We start from the raw sequence: 17,714 nt of genomic DNA on the forward strand, positions 1-17,714 counted from the left end.
CCGCGACGCAACGGAAAGTTAACAGCGCGCCACCGGTTACCGAACCGGCTCGTCAACTCCGCGGAAATACACGGGATGCACCGATCCGACACATCGAGTTCATCGCCCGTACCCTTACCGGAAATTTCCACCGCCGGGCGCGCTCCTAGGATTTCGGCGTGCCCAAGCTTTCCGTGATCGTGCCGTTCTACAACGTCCAGCAATACGCGCCGGACACCCTCAGAAGCCTTCTCCTGAACGCCCGCCCGGACTTCGAGTTCGTGCTGGTCGACGACCGTTCGAAGGACGGGACGCCCGCCATTCTCGAACGGGCCGCCGAAGAGCTGTCGAAGGTCGCCGAGGTGCGTCTGATCCGTCATGAGGAGAACGGAGGGCTCGCCACCGCGCGCAACACCGGACTGGACGCCGCGCGGGGCGAGTACCTGACGTTCCTGGACGGCGACGACTGGCTCGCGCGCGGCTATCTGACCGATCTCGTCACCGCGATCGAGGAGCTGGGCTGCGACTTCGTGCGCGTCGACCACGTGCAGGCCACCGCGCGCGCCCGCACCCTGGTGCGGCATCCGCACGGGCTGCGGGGGGAGGTGCTGAACCCGCGCGAGGCGATCCTGCCCGCGGACCGCTCGACGTCGGTGGACTACCCCTACGCCTGGGCCGGCGCCTACCACCGCCGCCTCGTCGACCGCGGGCTGCTGCACTTCACCCACGGGCTGCGGACCGCCGAGGACCGGCCGTGGATCTGGAAACTGCACCGGGAGGCGGAGTCGTTCGCCGTGCTGAACCTGCTCGGCGTGTTCTACCGGCGCGGGGTCGCCTCCTCCCTCACCCAGATCGGCGACGCCCGTCAGCTGGACTTCATCCGGGCGTTCGACCAGGTCGTCGAGGAGACCGCGCGGGACCCCGAGGCCGACCGGCTGCTGCCCAAGGCGGTGCGCACCTACTGCGCGATCATCGCCCACCACCTCGGCGAGATCGAGAAGTTCGAACCGCCGGTGGCCCGGCAGCTGCGCACGATGAGCGCGGCCGCCGTCAGGCGCCTGCCGCAGGACCTGTTCGCCGAGGTCCTGGACACGATGGACCTGGAACGCTCGTCGACCCTGCGCCGGCTGCGCCGCAGGAGCACCTCCTCCCGGACCGGCACACCGAAGGCGGCCGCCTGATGCCTCGCACGACCCAGATCTTCTGCGCCTCCACGCTGTACGGCGTCGCGACACTGGCCGCCGCGCTGGATTCCGGCGGTTTCCCCGCCGCGGACCGCCGGGTGCTGCTGGTGTGCAACAACACGACGACCCCGGAGACCACCCCGTCCGTCGACGAGATGCCGGGCTTCGCGCCGCTGCGGAGCCGCTTCGACGCGGTGCTGTCCTGGAACGAGGCGATCAGCCCCTTCCATCCGGGCGCCTGGGCGCCGCGCCCGGACGACGTGCCGCTCCTGGAGCGCTACCTGCGGCTGCTGTGGGGGCTCGGCGAGGACCGGGTGGAGATCGTCCTGGAGTCGATCCAGGTCAACCCCGCGCAGGCCATCGCGCAGGTGTTCCCCGGAGCGCCCGTCGACGTGTACGCCGACGGGCTGATGAGCTACGGGCCGACCCGCAACAAGCTCGACCCGCTGATCGGCACGCGCGTGCGCCGGCTGCTCCACCTCGACCTGGTGCCGGGGCTGGTGCCGCTGCTGCTCACCGAGTTCGGGGTGCCCGCGCGGACCGTGCCGACGAGCGGCTTCCTGAAGGTCCTCGACGAGATCGGCGAGGCCGTGGCGGACCTGCCCGCGCTGCCCGACGGCGCCGCGCTGCTGCTGGGCCAGTACCTGTCCGCGCTCGACATCCTCACCGTGGAGGAGGAGGAGGACCTGCACGTACGGATGATGCGGGGGGCGGTGGCCCGCGGGCACCGCGCGGTGGTGTTCAAGCCGCACCCCACCGCACCGGCCCGCTACAGCCGGGTCCTGGAGGCCGAGGCCGGGAAGCTGGGCGTCGACCTCACGGTGCTGGACACCCCGGTCCTCGCCGAGGTCCTGTTCGCCGGAGCCCGGCCGGCGCTGGTGGTGGGCTGCTTCTCCACCGCCCTGTTCACCGCGTCGACGTTCTACGGGCTGCCGGTCGCCCGGATCGGCACCGAGCGGCTGATGGACCGGCTGGCCCCGTACCAGAACAGCAACCGGGTGCCGGCCGTGCTGGCGGACGCGCTGCTGCCGGACCTGGAGGACGGCGAGGGCGAGACGCGCATCCCCGAGGAGTCGCTGGCCGATCTGGTCAGGACGGTGGGCTACGTGATGCAGGCCCAGATCCATCCGGGCCTGCGCCCGGAAGCCGAGCGGTACCTGCGCACCCTTCTCGGGCCGCGCACCAAGCGGTACTTCAAGCGCCGGCGGCTCACCGCGCTGGGTCTGCCGGGCGGTATCCCGGAGCGGCTGTCGTTCCTCCCGCACAACTCCACCGCGCGCCGGGTCGTACGACGGGCCAGGGCGCTCCGCAAGGCGGTACGCCGGACGAAGGCGGCGGGCAGACCGCTCCGGCGGGGGTGAGAACGGCGGACCCGAAAGGCGCGGGCACGGGCGGCGGGCACGGGCGGCGGGCGGCGGGGACTTCGGGGCACCCGGGGCCTGGGGCGTACCGGACTCGGGGACGCCCAGGGCCTGGGGGCACCGAAGGCTTCGGGACGCCCAGGGCTTCCGGAAACACAGGGCTTCCGGAAACACAGGGCTTCGGGAAACGCAGGGCTTCGGGAAACGCAGGGCTTCGAGACATCCAGCCGCATCCCCGAACACATCGAATGTTCACCGAGAGTTTGATCCGGGTGGCCCGTCCGGGGAATCCCGGTCGTATTTCATTCACACCGTGCGCATCGCTGTGTTTGTCGAGAACCGCAATGGCGTCGGCCTCGCCTCGGAGATCCTGCGGGCCGAGGGAGCCGACGCCCACTCGTTCCACCTCCTCGGCGCCGACCGGGACGGAAAAATCGTCGGATGGACGGAGGAGGAGGCCGCCGCCCGATTCGGCGGCCGGCCGGCACGCTCTCTCTTCACGGGGGACGAGGAGCTGAGCGACGCCGATTTCCTGGAGGAATTCGGCCACCGCGTACGCGCCTTCGTCGAAAAGGAGCGCATCGACCGGCTGGTGTTCTTCGAGGACCTGTCGCAACGCAGCCGGCGGCTGGCCGGCACGCTGGGCCGCACCCTGCCGCTCGTCCTCGTCCAGGACCGCCACCTCGACTTCCACCACCGCAGGACCGGCACCGGACGGCGCGACCCGAGCCGGCACTACGGCTCCTCGGCCCCGGCCGCCGTCTGCGTCTGGGGCCCGGCGACCGCGCACCACCTGCTGTTCCGCTCCGCCGACGCCGACCCGCCCGTCCACATCACCGGCGCCCTCGGCCACAGCGACGACCCGGCCCTGCTGCGGGCCGCCCGCTCCACCACCCACCGGCACGCCAAGGACCCCGGCGAGCCGCTGCGCATGGTGGTGCTCGACCAGCCGCTGGGCAAGCAGGGCAGGCTGTCCCGCGAGGAGCACCGCGAACTGCTCACCCGGCTGCGCGAGGCACTGGCCGAGTTCGGCGAGGTCGAGGTCGAGCGGCATCCCACCGCGCTCGACGGATACGACCTCGCGGTCACGTTCTTCGCCCCGGCCCACCTCCAGGCGCTGCGGGCGGGCACCCCGCTGATCTGGTTCAGCCCGCCCGCGCTGGACATCGTCTTCCCCACCGTCAGCCACCCGCTGCTGCGCAATGCGGGCACGCTCGGCGAACTCGTCGACGTGGTCGCCGGCCTCAAGCGCTCGGGCGAGTTCGTGGCCAACGCGCACGGTGAGCCCGTCGAGCACTTCCTCGCCTTCCAGGACGACGTCGCCGGGCGGGTGCTGCGCGTCGTCGAGGGGGCCGCCGTACCGGCCGAACCGCCGGCTCCGCGCTGGACGCCGACGGGCGACGAGGCGGGGGCCGGCCTGTCGCGGGCCGAGCGGGCGCTGCGCGCCGTGCGCGGGCGGATGGAACGGCCACGCTCGCTGGCCGTGCTGGGACTCGGCTTCGACTACGTCACCGGGGTGGCGATCCCCGTCCTCACCTACACCCAGGCCCTGCTCGCGCGCGGTCCGGTCGACATCCGCTACTTCGACCTCGAGGCCTACGGCCGCTCCGAGGACGTCCTGGCGGACCTGGCGGACGCCGAGGTCGTCCTGGTCAACAGCCTCGCCCCGTTCTGGCGTTCGCCGCTGGCGGGCGAACTCGTCGCGGGGTTGCAGGAGCGGGGGAAGTCGGTGGCGCTGTACGCCCACGAGACCGAGTACGTCATGAACTTCGAGGGTTCGCGCAACCCGCTGCGGCACCAGGAACTGGTCGACCTGCTGCCCGGCCTGAAGGTGCTGTGCGTGTCGAACGCCCAGGCCGACATGTTCCGCGGGCTGGGAGTGAGCGATCCGGTCGTGGTCTACAACACGGTTCCCCGTGACGCCCACCGCGTCCGTGCCCGGCGTACGCCCGGTGCGCGGCCGCGCATCGTGATGGTCGGTTCGATGCAGGACCGCAAGGGCCTCGACCTGTTCTCCCGGGTCGCCGAACTGGCGTACGCGCAGGGGCTGCCGTGGCGTTTCGCGTGGATCGGCCAGCGGACGTGGCGCATCGGCTCCGCCACCCTGCTGTCGGACCGGGTCGAGTGGCTGGGGGCGCTCTCCCGCAACCGCGTGCGGGAGGAACTGGCCGCCTCCGACGTCTTCTTCCTGTCCAGCGTCGACGACCCGATGCCGCTGTCCGTGGTCGAGGCGGTGCAGCAGCGGCTGCGCACGGTCACCTACCACCGGGTGGGGTCCCGGGAGGTCCTGGAGGGCGTGTCCGGCTACCGTTCCTTCGCCGAGTACACGCCCGACGCGGCGCTCGACGCGCTGCGCCGGGTGCTGGACGACGAGATCTCGGAGGCCGGGTACCGGGACGTCGAGGAACTCTTCGACATCGCGGCCTTCACCGCCCGGATGACGACGGCCCTGGGCCTGCCGGGCCCCGGTGAGCCCGTACGGCGCCCGGCCGGTGACGGCGCGCCGGGGGCCGGTGGCGAGGAGGCCGGCGGCGAGTCGGGCGGGGACCCCGCGCCCGCGCCGTTCTCCGCGGTGGCGCCGCGGCACGGCAGCTATCTCATCGAGGACTTCGTCCGGCACGTCACGGCGGGCCGTGACGACGACGCCCTGCGGGTGGGCACCGAGATCCTGCGCCACCGGCAGCCGGTGGACGTCCTCGTCGGCATGGCGGAGATCAGGGCGGGGCGCGGCGAGTCGGACGAGGCGTGCCGGCTGCTGTCCGCGGCGGCGGTGGCGGGCGGCGACCGGGCCCAGGTCTGGACGGAGATCGCGCGGGTCGCGGGCCTGCTCGGCGCGCGGGGCCGGTCCGTCCGGCAGCTCGCGCGCAGGGAGTCGGTCCGCATCCGGATCGGCAGCCGTTCGGCCCGGCTGCTGAAGCGGAACTGACGTCGCGGTGAACGCGCGACGACGGCTGGACAAAGGCCGCCTCGTCGAACAAAAGACCTCCTGATCAGGCTCTAGGATCCCCGTTGACGACTCTCCGGTGATCCGATCGTCTCCGGTCAGGAGCGTGCGCAAGAAGAACCCACGGGGCACTGCGAGGGATACCAGCGTGACCGAAACGGTCGTGAGCACATCGAAGTCCGAGCCCACCGCGGCTGCGTCCGTCCAGGAACCGGGTGTCGCGCTCCCGCCCGCGCCGGCACCGGCCCGCCGGGAGGGCGGCAGGCTCCGCGCGCTGGACGGACTGCGGCTGGTCGCCGCGCTGATGGTGGCGGTGTACCACTACGCCGGCCGCGGCGGCTACGTCACCGAGGCCTGGGGCACTTCGCCGAAGCACCAGTTCCCCACCCTGCACGCGTTCGCCGCCTACGGGTGCCTGGGCGTCCAGGTGTTCTTCGTGATCAGCGGGTTCGTGATCTGCATGAGCGGCTGGGGCAGGTCCCTCACGTCGTTCTTCGCCTCCCGCGCGTCCCGGCTGATGCCGGCCTACTGGGTGGCCGTCCTGCTCGTGACGGCGGTGTTCGCCCTGCCGCCGGTCGTCTACGAGGCCGTGTCGCCGAGCGACGCCCTGGTGAACCTGACGCTGCTTCAGCAGCCGCTGGGTGCGGACCGGGTGCTCGGCGTGTGCTGGACGCTGTGGGTGGAGATCCGCTTCTACGCCCTGTTCGCGCTGTGCGTCGTCCTGCCGGGGGCGAACCGCCGCCGGGTCGTCATGTTCTGTGCGGGCTGGACGCTGGCCGCCGCCATCGCGCAGGCCGCGCACCAGCCGGTGCTCGACCTCGTCCTGATGCCGGAGTACGCGCCGTTCTTCATCGGCGGCATCGGCCTTTACCTCGTCCACCGCGACCGCGGGGACGCCTACGCCTGGGGCATCGTGACCGTCAGCTTCCTGATCGGCCAGCACTACGCGGTGGGCGAGCTGTGGAACGCCTCGGACCCGGACGCCTTCGCCCACCGCACCACCATCGGCATCGCCGGCGTGGTCGCGTTCGGGTTCGTCGCCGTGGCGGCGATCGCGCTCGGCCACCTGAGCTGGGCGAACTGGCGCTGGCTGACGGTGGCGGGGGCTCTGACGTACCCCTTCTACCTGGTGCACGAGCACCTCGGCTGGGTGGTCATCCGCGTCCTGCACCGCACCCTGGGCCTGCCGGCCGGGGTGACCTTCGCGCTGACCGTGACCGCGATGCTGGCCCTGGCCTGGCTGATGAACCGCTTCGTCGAGAAGCCGCTGACCCCGCGGCTGCGCGGGGTGCTGTCCCGGCCGCTCTGAGCCGGAGGGGGCGACCGGCCCGGAGGCCGGCTCACCGGATGCCGTAGCGGGCCGAGATCCCGGCGAGGACGACCTCCAGGCCCTCGCCGAAGTGCCGTTCGTAGTCGGTGAAGATCTCCGCGCCCGCCCGCGCCGACAGGGGGAACCCGCTCATCCTCCGGGCGCGTTCCTCGACGTCGAACCCTTCGTGCCGCTCGCCGGGCAGCGGCTCGACGCTCTGCTCCTCGATCACGAACCCGAGCGTGTAGAGGTACGTCGTCGAGGTGGCGCGGACCGCCTGGGCGAGGGTGAAGCCGGCGGCCGGCAGCCGGCTGACCACCCGGGCCGCTTCGGCACGGATCAGAACGCGTCGGACGGCACGTAGGTGCCCCAGATCTCGCGCAGGGCGTTGCACACCTCGCCGACCGTCGCGCGGGCCTTGAGGGCGTCCTTCATCGGGTAGAGGACGTTGTCCTCGCCCTCGGCGGCCTTCTTCAGCTCGGCGAGGGCCGCGTCGACCGCCGCCTGGTCGCGCTCGGCGCGCAGCTTCGCGAGGCGGGCCGCCTGCTGGGCCTCGATGGCGGGGTCCACGCGCAGCGGCTCGTAGGGCTCCTCCGCGTCGAGCTGGTAGCGGTTGACGCCGACCACGACCCGCTCGCCGGAGTCGGTCTCCTGGGCGATGCGGTACGCGCTGCGCTCGATCTCGCCCTTCTGGAAGCCGTGCTCGATCGCGGACACCGCGCCGCCGAGGTCCTCGACCTTGGTCATCAGTTCCAGGGCGGCGGCCTCGACGTCGTCGGTCATCTTCTCCACGACGTAGGAGCCGGCGAAGGGGTCGACCGTCGCCGTCACGTCCGTCTCGTAGGCGAGAACCTGCTGCGTGCGCAGCGCGAGCCGGGCCGACTTGTCGGTGGGCAGCGCGATCGCCTCGTCGAAGGAGTTGGTGTGCAGGGACTGGGTGCCGCCCAGGACGGCCGCGAGCCCCTGGACGGCGACCCGGACCAGGTTGACCTCGGGCTGCTGGGCGGTCAGCTGGACACCGGCGGTCTGCGTGTGGAAGCGCAGCATCAGCGACTTGGGGTTCTTCGCGCCGAACTCCTCGCGCATCACCTTCGCCCAGATCCGGCGTGCGGCGCGGAACTTGGCGACCTCCTCCAGGATCGTCGTGCGGGCGACGAAGAAGAAGGACAGGCGCGGGGCGAAGTCGTCGACGTCCATGCCGGCCGCGACCGCCGTCCGCACGTACTCGATGCCGTCGGCCAGGGTGAAGGCGATCTCCTGCGCGGGCGAGGCACCCGCCTCGGCCATGTGGTAGCCGGAGATCGAGATCGTGTTCCACTTCGGGATCTCGGCCTTGCAGTACTTGAAGATGTCGGCGATCAGACGCAGCGACGGCTTCGGCGGGAAGATGTACGTCCCGCGCGCGATGTACTCCTTCAGCACGTCGTTCTGGATCGTGCCGGTGAGCTGGTCGGCGCCGACGCCCTGCTCCTCCGCGACGAGTTGGTACAGGAGCAGCAGCAGGGCGGCGGGCGCGTTGATCGTCATCGACGTGGACACCTTGTCCAGCGGGATCCCGCCGAACAGCACCCGCATGTCGTCGATCGAGTCGATGGCGACGCCGACCTTGCCGACCTCGCCGGAGGAGATCGGGGCGTCGGAGTCGTGGCCCATCTGGGTGGGCAGGTCGAAGGCGACCGACAGGCCCATCGTGCCGTTGGCGATGAGCTGCTGGTAGCGGGCGTTGGACTCCGCCGCCGTGCCGAAACCGGCGTACTGGCGCATCGTCCACGGCCGGCCGGTGTACATCGACGGGTACACGCCGCGCGTGTAGGGGTAGGCGCCCGGCTCGCCCAGCTTCTCCGCCGGATCCCAGCCGTCGAGGGCGTCCGGCCCGTAGACCGGTTCGATGGGCAGTCCGGACTCAGACTCGCGCGCCATGGTGTGTTGCCTCCCGCTGAACGGTTACTCGCCGGTTACCGGCTGGGCCTGCCCGACCCTTCGACGGACTGTAGCCGCGTGCCTCCACCCCGTGGAGGGGAGCACGCTGGGACCTTGCTCACAGACTTGCTGCGGTCCCCGTCACCACCATGCCGGGCCGTTCGCGCGGCGTCATCCGGGGGCACGCGCGCGGAGGCCGCCGGCGGCTCCGACGGGCGCGCCGAAGGGCATGGTGGAGATCGTGGCGGAGGGCGTGACGGAGATCGCGGACCCGCGTCGGCGCGGAGGAGGGACGTCGTCCCGAGGAGACCTGGGAGAGAGGTATGGGGCGCGGGCGGGACCGGGGGAACGTGTCCCGCCCGCGCCAGGTGCACGAGCCGTGGGTACGGGGGGAACCCCGGCTCAGTGCGAGGGCCGATGACCAGTCGGCTCACTAGTTACTGCGGCTGGGCCGCCGAAAACGTCACACCCTGCGGCCAGAAATTTTTACGGCGCACGAAGACGCAGCTCAGAGGGGGTACGAGGAGGGTGAAGGGCGTCGGTTCGTCCGGCCTACGGCGCCTCGGCGTCCTTGCCGTCCTTCTTCGCCTTCTTCGCCGACTCCTTCGCGGCGCTCTTGTCGGCCTTCGCGGCGCTCTTGTCGGTCCCCTCACTCTTCTCGGCCTTGTCGGCCTTGCTCTTCTCGGCCTTGTCGGCCTTGTCGGCCTTCTCGCTCTCCGCGTTCTTCTTTCCGCCCCGGCTCTCGCTGCCCTTGCCGGTCGTCCCGCCGGGCTGCCCCGCGCCCTGGCCGCCGTTCCGGCCGCCGCCCTGCTCGTCACCGTCGATGCCGGCGTCGCCCTCGTCCGTGGCCTTGCCGCCGTTCGGCTCGCCGGGGTCCTGGCCCTCGCGGTCGCCGAGGAGGCCCGCGCAGTACGCCGGTACGCGCGCGGAGCCGCCCGCGGCGCGCTCCAGGGTGTGGCGGCGCTCGGCGGCCAGCGCCCGGCCGGCGCCCTTCTCCCGGCAGGACGCGGCCAGCTCGTCGGCGCGGGCGCGGGCGCCGGAGTCGTCGGCGGAGCCGTCCGGGCCCGGGGCCGAGGTGCCCCGCGTGCCGCCGTCCGGGAGCGCCGAGCCGGTGCCGCCGGGGGAGGTGCCGGGCGCGGACGAGCCGAGGGGGCGGTCCGGTCCGGGGGTCACGGCAGCGGACACGGAGGCCGCCGGGCCCGGTTCGGCGTCGTCGAACGGCGTGGGCAGGAGCCCGGTGCCGGCCGCGGCCGCGACCCCGCCGACCATCCCGACGGTCAGCGCGGCGGCCAGTGCGAGGCGGGCGGGGCGGCGCAGCCGGGGGCGGCGGCCGTACGACAGGACGGGACCGCCGATGCGGACCAGGCCGGCGTCCTCGCCGGGCGCGGGCGCGGGCCGGCACGGGAAGCCCGGCTCGTCGCCGGGCACCGGCTCGCGGGCGGCGGCCCGCCCGGGAGAGAAGGCCGGGACGGCGTCCGGCGCGCGGTCCGCCCGGACCTTGCGGAACGCGGCGAGGGCCGCCGCCTCACCGGGAAGTTCCTCGTCCTCGGGGGCGGGCGGGGCCGACATCGCGGCGAGCGCACCCAGGGTCCTGGCGAGCCGGTCGGCCTCGTGGCGGTGGACGGGCGCGACAGCGTTGTCCGCCGCCTCCCCGGCCAGCAGGCGTTCCGCCGTCTCGCGGGTCAGCCAGCGGCCGGTGGAACGGCCCTTTGCGGGGCCTGCCGGGGGCTCCGTGTCTCCGGCGTCTCCGGGGAGGACACAGCGATCGTCGGCCATCACACGTCCTTCTGCGTCGGCGCGCACGCATGCGTCACACCGCCGGATGCCACCGCGCGCCCCCTCGGCGCCCGCTGCGCCGGCAGCGCGTCGAGCACGCCCGCCGTGTCCGGGTCCTCGCCGAGCAGCTCGGCGAGCTTCCTGAGCCCGCGGTGCGCGGCCGTACGTACGGCGCCGGGCCGTTTGCCGAGCGTCTCGGCGGCCGTCTTGGCGTCGAGGCCCACCACCACCCGCAGGACGACCGCCTCGGCCTGGTCCTGGGGCAGGCGGGCGATGAGATCGAGGGTGCGGCCGGTGGCGAGCGCCTCGATGGCCTCGCCGGCGGTGTCGGAGTCGGCGGCCCGGCCGGTCAGTTCCGTCTCGTCGCCGGCGGCCACGGGCCGGCGCCCCCGCATCCGGATGTGGTCCAGCGCGCGGTTGCGGGCGATCCGGGCGGCCCAGCCGCGGAAACGGTCGGCGTCCCCGTCGAACCGCTCCAGGTCGCGCGCTATCTGGAGCCAGGACTCCGAGGTCACGTCCTCGGCGTCGAGGTCACCGACCAGGGTGCGGACGTACCCGAGGAGCCGCGGGTGCACCGAGCGGTACACCGCGCGGAAGGCGGCCTCGTCCCCGTCCTGTGCCGCAAGCACCGCGGCTGTCAGCTCCGCGTCGTCCCCCACGTGGTGGTTCCTCGGTCGATGGTGCGGTTCGCCGACCGCAGTCGGCCGGGGCCGCTGATGGTGGCGGCCGCAGTCGGTCACACTGCTCCAGCCCTTCCGCCCTCCGGCGCGAAAGGCACGTTACGACCTGAAACCACCGATCGTCCACGTCCGCACAAGCTGCAACCCAGTCGTGACGCGGACGCGCGGGCACCGGGTGTGACACAAAACGCACGCACGGCGCTGTAGGAGGTACGGGTCGCCGCGCGGCCCGTGCCGCGCGACGGCCGGGGCCTCTCCTGTGGGGGGTGGCGGCTCCGGCCGTCGCTTCGGCGGCAGTGCCGACCGCCGCCGGGACGGCTCCTCATGACGGCACCACGGCTGCGGCCGGCTCGTCACGACGGCACCCTCGACAGGCCGGCCGGTGGACGGCCACCGGTCCCCGTCCGTACTCGGCTTTCGGCGTCCTCGCGGGCTACGGCCGACCGTTTCCGGTGTTTCCGGTGTTCCCGGTGTTCTCCGTGTTTCCGGAGCCTCCGGTGTTTCCGGCGGTTCCGGAGGTCGCGGTGTTCCCGGCCGTTCCGGTTCCGGTTCCGGTTCCGGTTCCGCTGTTCCCGGCGGTTCCCGCACTCGCCGCGTTCCCCGCGTTCCCCGTGGTGCCGGTGTTGCCCGCGTTCCCCGTGGTGCCGGTGTTGCCGGTGTTTCCCGTGTTCCCGCCGGCCGGGTCGGCGGAGCCGGCGCCCCTGCCCTCGCCGCCGTTCCCGGGGGTCGCCGTGGGCGACGCGGTCCGCGCCGCGCAGTAGGCGGTCACGTTCTCCTCGCCGCCCGCGGCGGCGACCAGGCGCTGCCACGCCGTCGCGTCCATCGCCCTGCCCCGGCCCGCCACCTGCTCGTAGGCGCGGCAGTGGGCCTCGGTGTCCTCGGCGGACGGCGGCCGGTCCCGGTCCGCGGCGGCGCCGGAGGACGGCGTGGCGGCGGCTCCGGCGCGCCGGCCGTCCGGCGTGCTCGCCGACGACGCGCTCGCCGACGACGTGCCGCGGCCGGCGCCGTCCGCGGTGTCCGCCGAGGAGCCGGCCGAGCCGATCGCGGCGACCGCGACACCGCCGAGGGTGAGGCTGGCCAGGACCACGGAGAGCGTGGCCCGCAGCGAGCGGACGGTGTGCCGCTGTCCACGGGGCCGCCAGTCGTCCCGCCGCCGGGTACGGGCACGGTGCGCGCCGGCGTCCCGCGCGGCCCGGAAGGCGGCGACGGCCTGCCGTTCGCGCTCGGCGCCGCCGGAGGTGTCCCGCAGGGCACGCGCGAGCAGCGCCTCCACCCGGGCATGACCGTCGTCGTCGCCGGGTACGGGGCGGGCGGGGCGGGCGTGTCGGCGATGGACGTCCTCGCCGCCGCTCATCCGTTCACCCATGTCCGATTCCGCCTGTCGTGCTTGTGCGAGCTCTGCCTCCGGGCGCGTCCGCCGCCCCTGATCCATACGGGCCGCGACCGTCACCGTTCATTTCGACTCCCCCAGCGTCCGGGGGCCGTCATCCGTCACACCTTCGCCGCCGAGCTGGCGCGCGAGCCGTTTCAGGCCCCGGTGGGCGGCCGTGCGGACCGCGCCGGGGCGCTTGCCGAGGGCACGGGCCGCGGCGGGCCCGTCCAGGCCGACCACGACCCGCAGCAGGACGGCCTCGGCCTGGTCGCGCGGCAGTCCGCGCACCAGCTCCAGGGCCCGCTCGGTGGACAGGGACTCCACGACCTGGTCGTGGGTGTCGTGCCGGCCGGGCAGGTCGAGGACGTCCTGTTCCAGCGTGGCGGCCCGGGGCCGCACGCGCAGCCTGCGCAGGTGGTCCAGGGCCCGGTGCCGGGCGATGGTCGCCGTCCAGCCCCGGAATCCCGCGCCGTCGCCCTTGAACCGCCCGAGGTCTCGGGCTATCTCCAGCCAGGCGTCGGAGGCGACGTCCTCGGCGTCGTCGCCCACGATGCCGCGCAGATAGCCGAGCAGCCCCGGTTGCACGATCCGGTACGCGACCGCGAACGCGGCCTCGTCGCCGTCCTGCGCCCGCGCTACCGCCGCGCCCAGTTCCCCGTCGTACGCCTGCGCGCGCCGGGGTTCCCCTCCCTGGCCCAAGACTGTCCTCGTTCGTGCGGAGTTCGTGGCGGGTGCGTGACGAACGCGCCGTGCACCGGTCCCGGTCGCGTCCTCGCCCCCACGGTCATCAGCGTCAGGCCTCACAGAAGTGTCACAGGACGCCGTCGGCGCCGGCTCGGCCCACCCCCGTGGGACCGTGCCGGTGCCGGCGACGCACCCCCGGGTCAGGCGGCCGCCCCCCTGGCGGGGGCGCCCCTGCCCGGTGTCCGGCGGGCCCTGCCGTGCAGGGTCAGGTAGAAGGTGTGCAGGGACTCGTCGGTGCCGCCCGCCTCGAAGCGGTTGACGACCTTGCCGAGGGGGTTCCAGACCCGTCCGTCCGGCATGCGCACCCCCACGGACTGGCCGAGCCAGGCCCGCTGCCGCTCGTCGAGGTCGACCCACACCGCGCCGGCCCGGCGGACCAGCACCTCCCCCACGTACGCCCCGAGTTCGACGAGCGTGTCGTGCGCCCGCTCCCGGTCGGCGCCGCCCTTGCGGAGCCCGTCGACCAGGAAGTCGACGACGCGCAGGCTGGCGACGGAGTAGTCCAGCGGCAGCCGGCCGCGTGCGCCGACGCGCGCGACGAATCCGGCCGCGCGGGCTCTCATGCCGTCCGCGTCGTCCATGGCGCCGCCCCTCCTCTCGGGTGGCGGGACCGTCGGGTCGGGTCCCTCCGCCTGCCCCAGCGGATCGGTGCGCGCAAGCATCACGGGTCCTGACTGTGTCGCTGGTCACACCGGCGGTGAGCAGGGCGCCGTGCCGTGCGGGTCCGTGGCGGCGGCCGCGGGCCGCACCGTGGTCAGGCCCGGTCCGTGAGGGTCGCGTCCCGGCACAGCAGGCGCAGGGAGCCGTGGCCGCCGAAGCAGCGGCGGGCCTCGTCGACCGGGTCCCACAGCCGCCCGTCGGGGGTGCGGACCCAGTGGTCGCCGCCCGTCGCCCACCACTCGCCGCCGGTCTCGCGGACGATCACCTCACCGCCGTACGCCCCGAGCCCGCGCAGCACGTTCTCGACGGCGCCGTACGGGGTCTCCTCGCGGCGCAGCTCGTCGATCACCCGGTCGACGCGCCACAGGCTCCGCGCCGAGTAGTCGAGGTGCAGCCGCGCGCCCTCGCGCAGCGCGCTCACGGCGTCCGCCGCCCACCGCGCCGGCTTGGCCGCGGCGGAGGGCCGGCCGCCCGGCTGGGTCTGCCCCGGTGCCGGAGCCCCCGTCACGGCGTCCGTCACGGCGCCCGTCGCGTCCTGAGTCACATTCCACGTCACATACGGAACAGCGAGGTCCGCCCGCATTCCGTCACCGCGCGCCGGGCTGTTCCCGGAACCGGCGCGGGACCGCCCCGTCTTCCCCGCACGACGGACACGGGAGTGACACTTGCGCCCGCCCGCGCGCTGCCGGAGTGATGAGCGCGTACTTCCACTTCCGCGCCGTACCGGCCTCGGCGCTGCGCAACAGCGCCGGCTGGCTGCGGAGACTCTTCGAGGACGACCAGGACGCGATGCGCGGCCGGATCAGACGGCACCGCGAGGAGATCCTGGACGGCCGCTACCCCGACCAGCAGCTCCTGTACGCCGACGCCCCGCCGGAGCACGTCGACGCCGGGCCCGGGGCCCATGTGGTCCTCGGCGGCCAGCGGGTCTACGCCACCGGCCCGAAGCAGCCGCCGTTCCTGCTGCTCACCGCGGCCCAGACGGCACGGGTGGCGGCGTTCCTCGCCACGTCCGACTTCGACGACCTGTGGCGCCCGGTCCGCCCCGAGCTGCTCCCCCGCTACGGCGGCCCGGCCCAGGAGGCCCGCACCCGTGCCGTCTTCGCCTCCGCCCACGCCGACCTGACGGCCTTCTACACGACGACCGCGCGGTACGGCGACGCGGTGGTGAAGTGGCTGCACTCCTGAGCCGGTGAGCGGGCGGTCCCGCCGAGCCGAGGGCTCTCCGGAGCCCGCGGCACGCCCGGACCCGGCGGCGCACCTGAACGGACGGCACGGCACGCCCGGAGTGGCGGTACGCCCCGCCCGTCCGGGTCAGCCCCGCCCGCGCGCCCTGCGGGAGACCACCGCCCGCAGCACCCGGCGTCCCTCGACGGAGACCTCCAGGGCCCGGCGCAGCCCGCCCGCCCCGTGCCCGGCCAGCACCTCCAGGACGGTGACCTGGCGGCGCAGTTCCGCGGCGGCCAGCGGCGGCATGCCCTCGGTGCCGCCCGCGCGGCGGGAGTCGAGCGGGGCGGGGTCGTCGGCCGGGTCGAGGAGCCGGTGGATCAGGAGCGCGGCGACCGAGCAGGCGTCCGCCCAGGCCCGCAGCCGCGCGGTGGTGCGTTCGGCGGGGGCCGCCGCCAGCATCCGCCGGGCGAGCAGGACGGCCTCGTCGCCACCGTCGCCGTCCTCCTCGGCGGGGTCCCCGCCGACGCCCAGCTTGCCGCGGATCTGCTCCAGCAGTCCGCCCCAGTCGGCCGCGTCGGAGGCGTCCGTGAGGTTCCCCCACAGCGGGCGCAGGATCTCGTCGTCGCCCCCCAGGAGGGGCACGCACCGGTCCAAACAAGCCAGTCCGCTCGCGGCCAGTCCACGCTCGTCGGCCCGGGCGATGAGGTCCACCAGGCTCATGCACGCCTCCCTGTCCGGGGCGCCGCCCTTACGGAGCCCGCACTTCCCCTTACTGCGTGCGACAGCCGAGGAGTGTCACAGGGAAGAGGAAGGAAACTTTTCGGCCAAGCTGCGAGGGCGCCACGGGCAGGGCCACGAGCAGCACGGCGAAGGCGCCGCGATTGCGGGCGGGGGCGGCGCGACCACGGCCGGGGGTGGCGCCGCGACCACGGCCACGAGCACGGCCGCGGGCAGCGCCGCGGAGGCGCCACGCGCACGGCCGGGGCGGCGCCGCGGGGCTCACCCCAGGCGGTCCGCCAGTGCCTTGAACCGCGTCCAGGACAGCTGCGGCGCGCGCGGGTCCCACAGCTTCTGCACGGTCGCCCGCAGCGGCATCCGGATGCCGGCCGCGACCTGGTCCTGCGTCTGGGAGTTCGCCAGGTCGCACCAGACGGCGAAGGTCCCGCCGAGGATCTGGTCGTCGTGGCGCGCGGGCACCGGCGTGGTGCCGCGCAGCACGCGCGGGGTCCACTGCTCGTAGATCCGCTTCCCGGTGGGGTAGACGAAGGTCTGGGGCTCGCCGAGGACGTAGTACAGGAACTCGTCGTTGTAGTTGACGACCTCGCGGCCCGCGGCCAGGTAGTCGACGGGCGGGCGCGCCCCGATCTCCTTGCCGGTCCAGTAGGCGACCTGGAGGGCGGCGTCGGCCTTCACGGAGGTGCCCTTGAAGAAGCCGTCGTTCCAGGCGCGCACGGTGCGGTCGTGGGCGCGGACGGTGTCGGCGCGGTCGTCGAGCCAGCCGGTCGCGAGGTCGGCGACGCCGGCGCCGGCGCCGTACCGCTCGCGCGCGGCGGCGGCGAGCTGCGGGTAGGAGGCCTCCGGGTCCGCGACGGTCAGGGCCTGGTACTCGTCGCCCCCCAGGTGCCACTGCCCGCCGGGGAACAGCTCGGCGTACTCGTCGAGCAGGTCGTCGAGAAGGGCCGCGGAGGCGTCCTTGGAGATGTCGATCGCCCCGCGGGTGGCGACCCCGCGCGCGTTGCGCAGTTGCAGCTCGGGGTGGGCGGCGAGGACGGCGCCCAGGTGTCCGGGCGAGTCGATCTCGGGCACGACGGTGATGTGCCGGCTCTCCGCCAGGTCGACGATCTTCGTGACCTGCGCCTTGGTCAGGTGCTGCCGGGAGACGATCTCGGGGTGGGTGTCGGACTCGATCCGGAAGGCCTGGTCGTCGGAGAAGTGCAGCCCGATCTCGTTGAACTTCAGGTCCCCCAGCTCCCGCACCCGGTCCTCGATCCACCCGGGCGTGAAGTTCTTGCGCGCGATGTCCAGCATGAACCCGCGCCGCGGCTTGGCCGGCTCGTCGCGCACGACGCCCTCCGGCGCCGTACCGCCGCCGTGCACCTCCTGCTTCAGGGTGCGGGTGCCGTAGAACACGCCCGCGTCGGACGGCCCGCTGACCGTCACCCGCCCGCCGCGCACGGTCATGGTGTAGGACTCGGGGTTCGCGCCCTCGTCGTCGTTGAGCGCCAGCCGCAGGTCCCCGGCGCGCACGTCGTCCCGCTCGCCCGCGTACGTCATCCCCAGCTCACCGGCGACCATCCGGCCCTCGTCGGCCAGGTCCGCGTCGCTCACCACGACCCGCTGCTTCGCCGCCGGCCGCCAGCCGGGACCGCGTGCGGGGGTGTGCGCGCGGACGGCGGGGATCGTCCGCGGGGCCGTGGAGAGGGCGTACGACCGGCTGGGCGCGGGGCTCGCGCTCGACGCCGACGGGGCCGGGTCACCGCTCGCGCCGCCGGACGCGGCGCCGGCCCGGTCCGCCGATCCCGCGGGCGCCCCGCCGCCGTCCCCGGAGGCCCAGACACCCACCCCCGCCCCGAGCACGACGACGAGACCGCCGGCCAGCAGGGCCCGTCGTACGA

General features: G+C 74.0%; 14 protein-coding genes and 1 pseudogene. 5 read left to right on the forward strand and 10 right to left on the reverse strand.

Annotation, left to right across the window (positions count from 1 at the left end; all coding sequences use genetic code 11):
- The first annotated feature begins 158 nt into the window (after positions 1-158).
- The 4 genes from ACH4N1_RS30150 (at position 159) to ACH4N1_RS30165 (ending at position 6,777) form a co-directional block, all read left to right on the forward strand.
- On the forward strand, positions 159-1,160 hold the full coding sequence (locus ACH4N1_RS30150) for a glycosyltransferase family 2 protein (protein ID WP_398102282.1): 1,002 nt from the start codon (positions 159-161) through the stop codon (positions 1,158-1,160).
- On the forward strand, positions 1,160-2,524 hold the full coding sequence (locus ACH4N1_RS30155) for a polysialyltransferase family glycosyltransferase (RefSeq protein WP_398102285.1): 1,365 nt from the start codon (positions 1,160-1,162) through the stop codon (positions 2,522-2,524). The genes ACH4N1_RS30150 and ACH4N1_RS30155 overlap by 1 nt, the downstream gene beginning before the upstream one ends.
- 313 nt (positions 2,525-2,837) lie before the next feature.
- Positions 2,838-5,450 (forward strand): glycosyltransferase family 4 protein, encoded by a 2,613-nt coding sequence (locus ACH4N1_RS30160; RefSeq protein ID WP_398102288.1) that lies wholly within the window; start codon positions 2,838-2,840, stop codon positions 5,448-5,450.
- A gap of 166 nt (positions 5,451-5,616) precedes the next feature.
- Complete coding sequence (locus ACH4N1_RS30165) at positions 5,617-6,777, forward strand: acyltransferase family protein (RefSeq protein WP_398102291.1); 1,161 nt, start codon at positions 5,617-5,619, stop codon at positions 6,775-6,777.
- 31 nt (positions 6,778-6,808) lie between these two features.
- Here the strand turns inward: ACH4N1_RS30165 and ACH4N1_RS30170 are convergent.
- The 8 genes and pseudogenes from ACH4N1_RS30170 to ACH4N1_RS30205 form a co-directional block, all read right to left on the reverse strand.
- Positions 6,809-7,087: pseudogene (locus ACH4N1_RS30170) on the reverse strand (TetR/AcrR family transcriptional regulator C-terminal domain-containing protein); the annotation flags it as partial.
- A gap of 29 nt (positions 7,088-7,116) precedes the next feature.
- Entirely contained in the window at positions 7,117-8,697 is a 1,581-nt protein-coding gene (locus tag ACH4N1_RS30175; RefSeq protein WP_398102294.1) for a methylmalonyl-CoA mutase, read from the reverse strand.
- Between the two features lie 552 nt (positions 8,698-9,249).
- Complete coding sequence (locus ACH4N1_RS30180; protein WP_398102297.1) at positions 9,250-10,473, reverse strand: hypothetical protein; 1,224 nt, start codon at positions 10,471-10,473, stop codon at positions 9,250-9,252.
- Complete coding sequence (locus tag ACH4N1_RS30185; protein ID WP_398102300.1) at positions 10,473-11,132, reverse strand: RNA polymerase sigma factor; 660 nt, start codon at positions 11,130-11,132, stop codon at positions 10,473-10,475. The genes ACH4N1_RS30180 and ACH4N1_RS30185 overlap by 1 nt, the downstream gene beginning before the upstream one ends.
- Positions 11,133-11,586: 454 nt before the next feature.
- Positions 11,587-12,519, reverse strand: a complete 933-nt coding sequence (locus ACH4N1_RS30190) for a hypothetical protein (RefSeq protein ID WP_398102303.1) — start codon at positions 12,517-12,519, stop codon at positions 11,587-11,589.
- Positions 12,520-12,606: 87 nt separating this feature from the next.
- Positions 12,607-13,224 (reverse strand): RNA polymerase sigma factor, encoded by a 618-nt coding sequence (locus ACH4N1_RS30195; RefSeq protein WP_398102306.1) that lies wholly within the window; start codon positions 13,222-13,224, stop codon positions 12,607-12,609.
- A 185-nt stretch (positions 13,225-13,409) separates the two neighbouring features.
- Positions 13,410-13,850 carry a hypothetical protein gene (locus ACH4N1_RS30200; RefSeq protein WP_398102309.1) on the reverse strand — a complete coding sequence of 147 codons (441 nt, stop codon included), beginning with the start codon at positions 13,848-13,850 and terminating at the stop codon, positions 13,410-13,412.
- Between the two features lie 173 nt (positions 13,851-14,023).
- Positions 14,024-14,449: a hypothetical protein gene (locus ACH4N1_RS30205; protein WP_398102312.1), complete on the reverse strand. Its 426-nt coding sequence runs from the start codon at positions 14,447-14,449 to the stop codon at positions 14,024-14,026.
- A gap of 173 nt (positions 14,450-14,622) precedes the next feature.
- Here ACH4N1_RS30205 and ACH4N1_RS30210 point away from each other — a divergent pair, with 173 nt between their 5' ends.
- The gene (locus tag ACH4N1_RS30210; protein WP_398102315.1) at positions 14,623-15,117 is read left to right on the forward strand and encodes a DUF1877 family protein; all 495 of its coding nucleotides are present in this window, start codon (positions 14,623-14,625) and stop codon (positions 15,115-15,117) included.
- A 126-nt stretch (positions 15,118-15,243) separates the two neighbouring features.
- Here the strand turns inward: ACH4N1_RS30210 and ACH4N1_RS30215 are convergent, their stop codons facing one another.
- Both ACH4N1_RS30215 and ACH4N1_RS30220 read right to left on the reverse strand, forming a co-directional pair.
- The gene (locus tag ACH4N1_RS30215) at positions 15,244-15,819 is read right to left on the reverse strand and encodes a hypothetical protein (protein ID WP_398102318.1); all 576 of its coding nucleotides are present in this window, start codon (positions 15,817-15,819) and stop codon (positions 15,244-15,246) included.
- A gap of 279 nt (positions 15,820-16,098) precedes the next feature.
- Positions 16,099-17,697, reverse strand: a complete 1,599-nt coding sequence (locus ACH4N1_RS30220) for a glycoside hydrolase family 20 protein (protein ID WP_398102470.1) — start codon at positions 17,695-17,697, stop codon at positions 16,099-16,101.
- Between the last annotated feature and the right edge of the window lie 17 nt (positions 17,698-17,714).

It is taken from the genome of Streptomyces sp. NPDC017202, assembly GCF_044331705.1.
Classification (GTDB): domain Bacteria; phylum Actinomycetota; class Actinomycetes; order Streptomycetales; family Streptomycetaceae; genus Streptomyces.

Excerpts from the sequence above, each read along its gene's own strand:
- ACH4N1_RS30175 (WP_398102294.1), bottom strand. The coding sequence starts at position 8,697 with ATGGCGCGCGAGTCTGAGTCCGGACTGCCCATCGAACCGGTCTACGGG.
- ACH4N1_RS30210 (WP_398102315.1), top strand. The coding sequence starts at position 14,623 with ATGAGCGCGTACTTCCACTTCCGCGCCGTACCGGCCTCGGCGCTGCGC.
- ACH4N1_RS30180 (WP_398102297.1), bottom strand. The coding sequence starts at position 10,473 with ATGGCCGACGATCGCTGTGTCCTCCCCGGAGACGCCGGAGACACGGAG.
- ACH4N1_RS30200 (WP_398102309.1), bottom strand. The coding sequence starts at position 13,850 with ATGGACGACGCGGACGGCATGAGAGCCCGCGCGGCCGGATTCGTCGCG.
- ACH4N1_RS30155 (WP_398102285.1), top strand. The coding sequence starts at position 1,160 with ATGCCTCGCACGACCCAGATCTTCTGCGCCTCCACGCTGTACGGCGTC.
- ACH4N1_RS30190 (WP_398102303.1), bottom strand. The coding sequence starts at position 12,519 with ATGGGTGAACGGATGAGCGGCGGCGAGGACGTCCATCGCCGACACGCC.
- ACH4N1_RS30215 (WP_398102318.1), bottom strand. The coding sequence starts at position 15,819 with ATGAGCCTGGTGGACCTCATCGCCCGGGCCGACGAGCGTGGACTGGCC.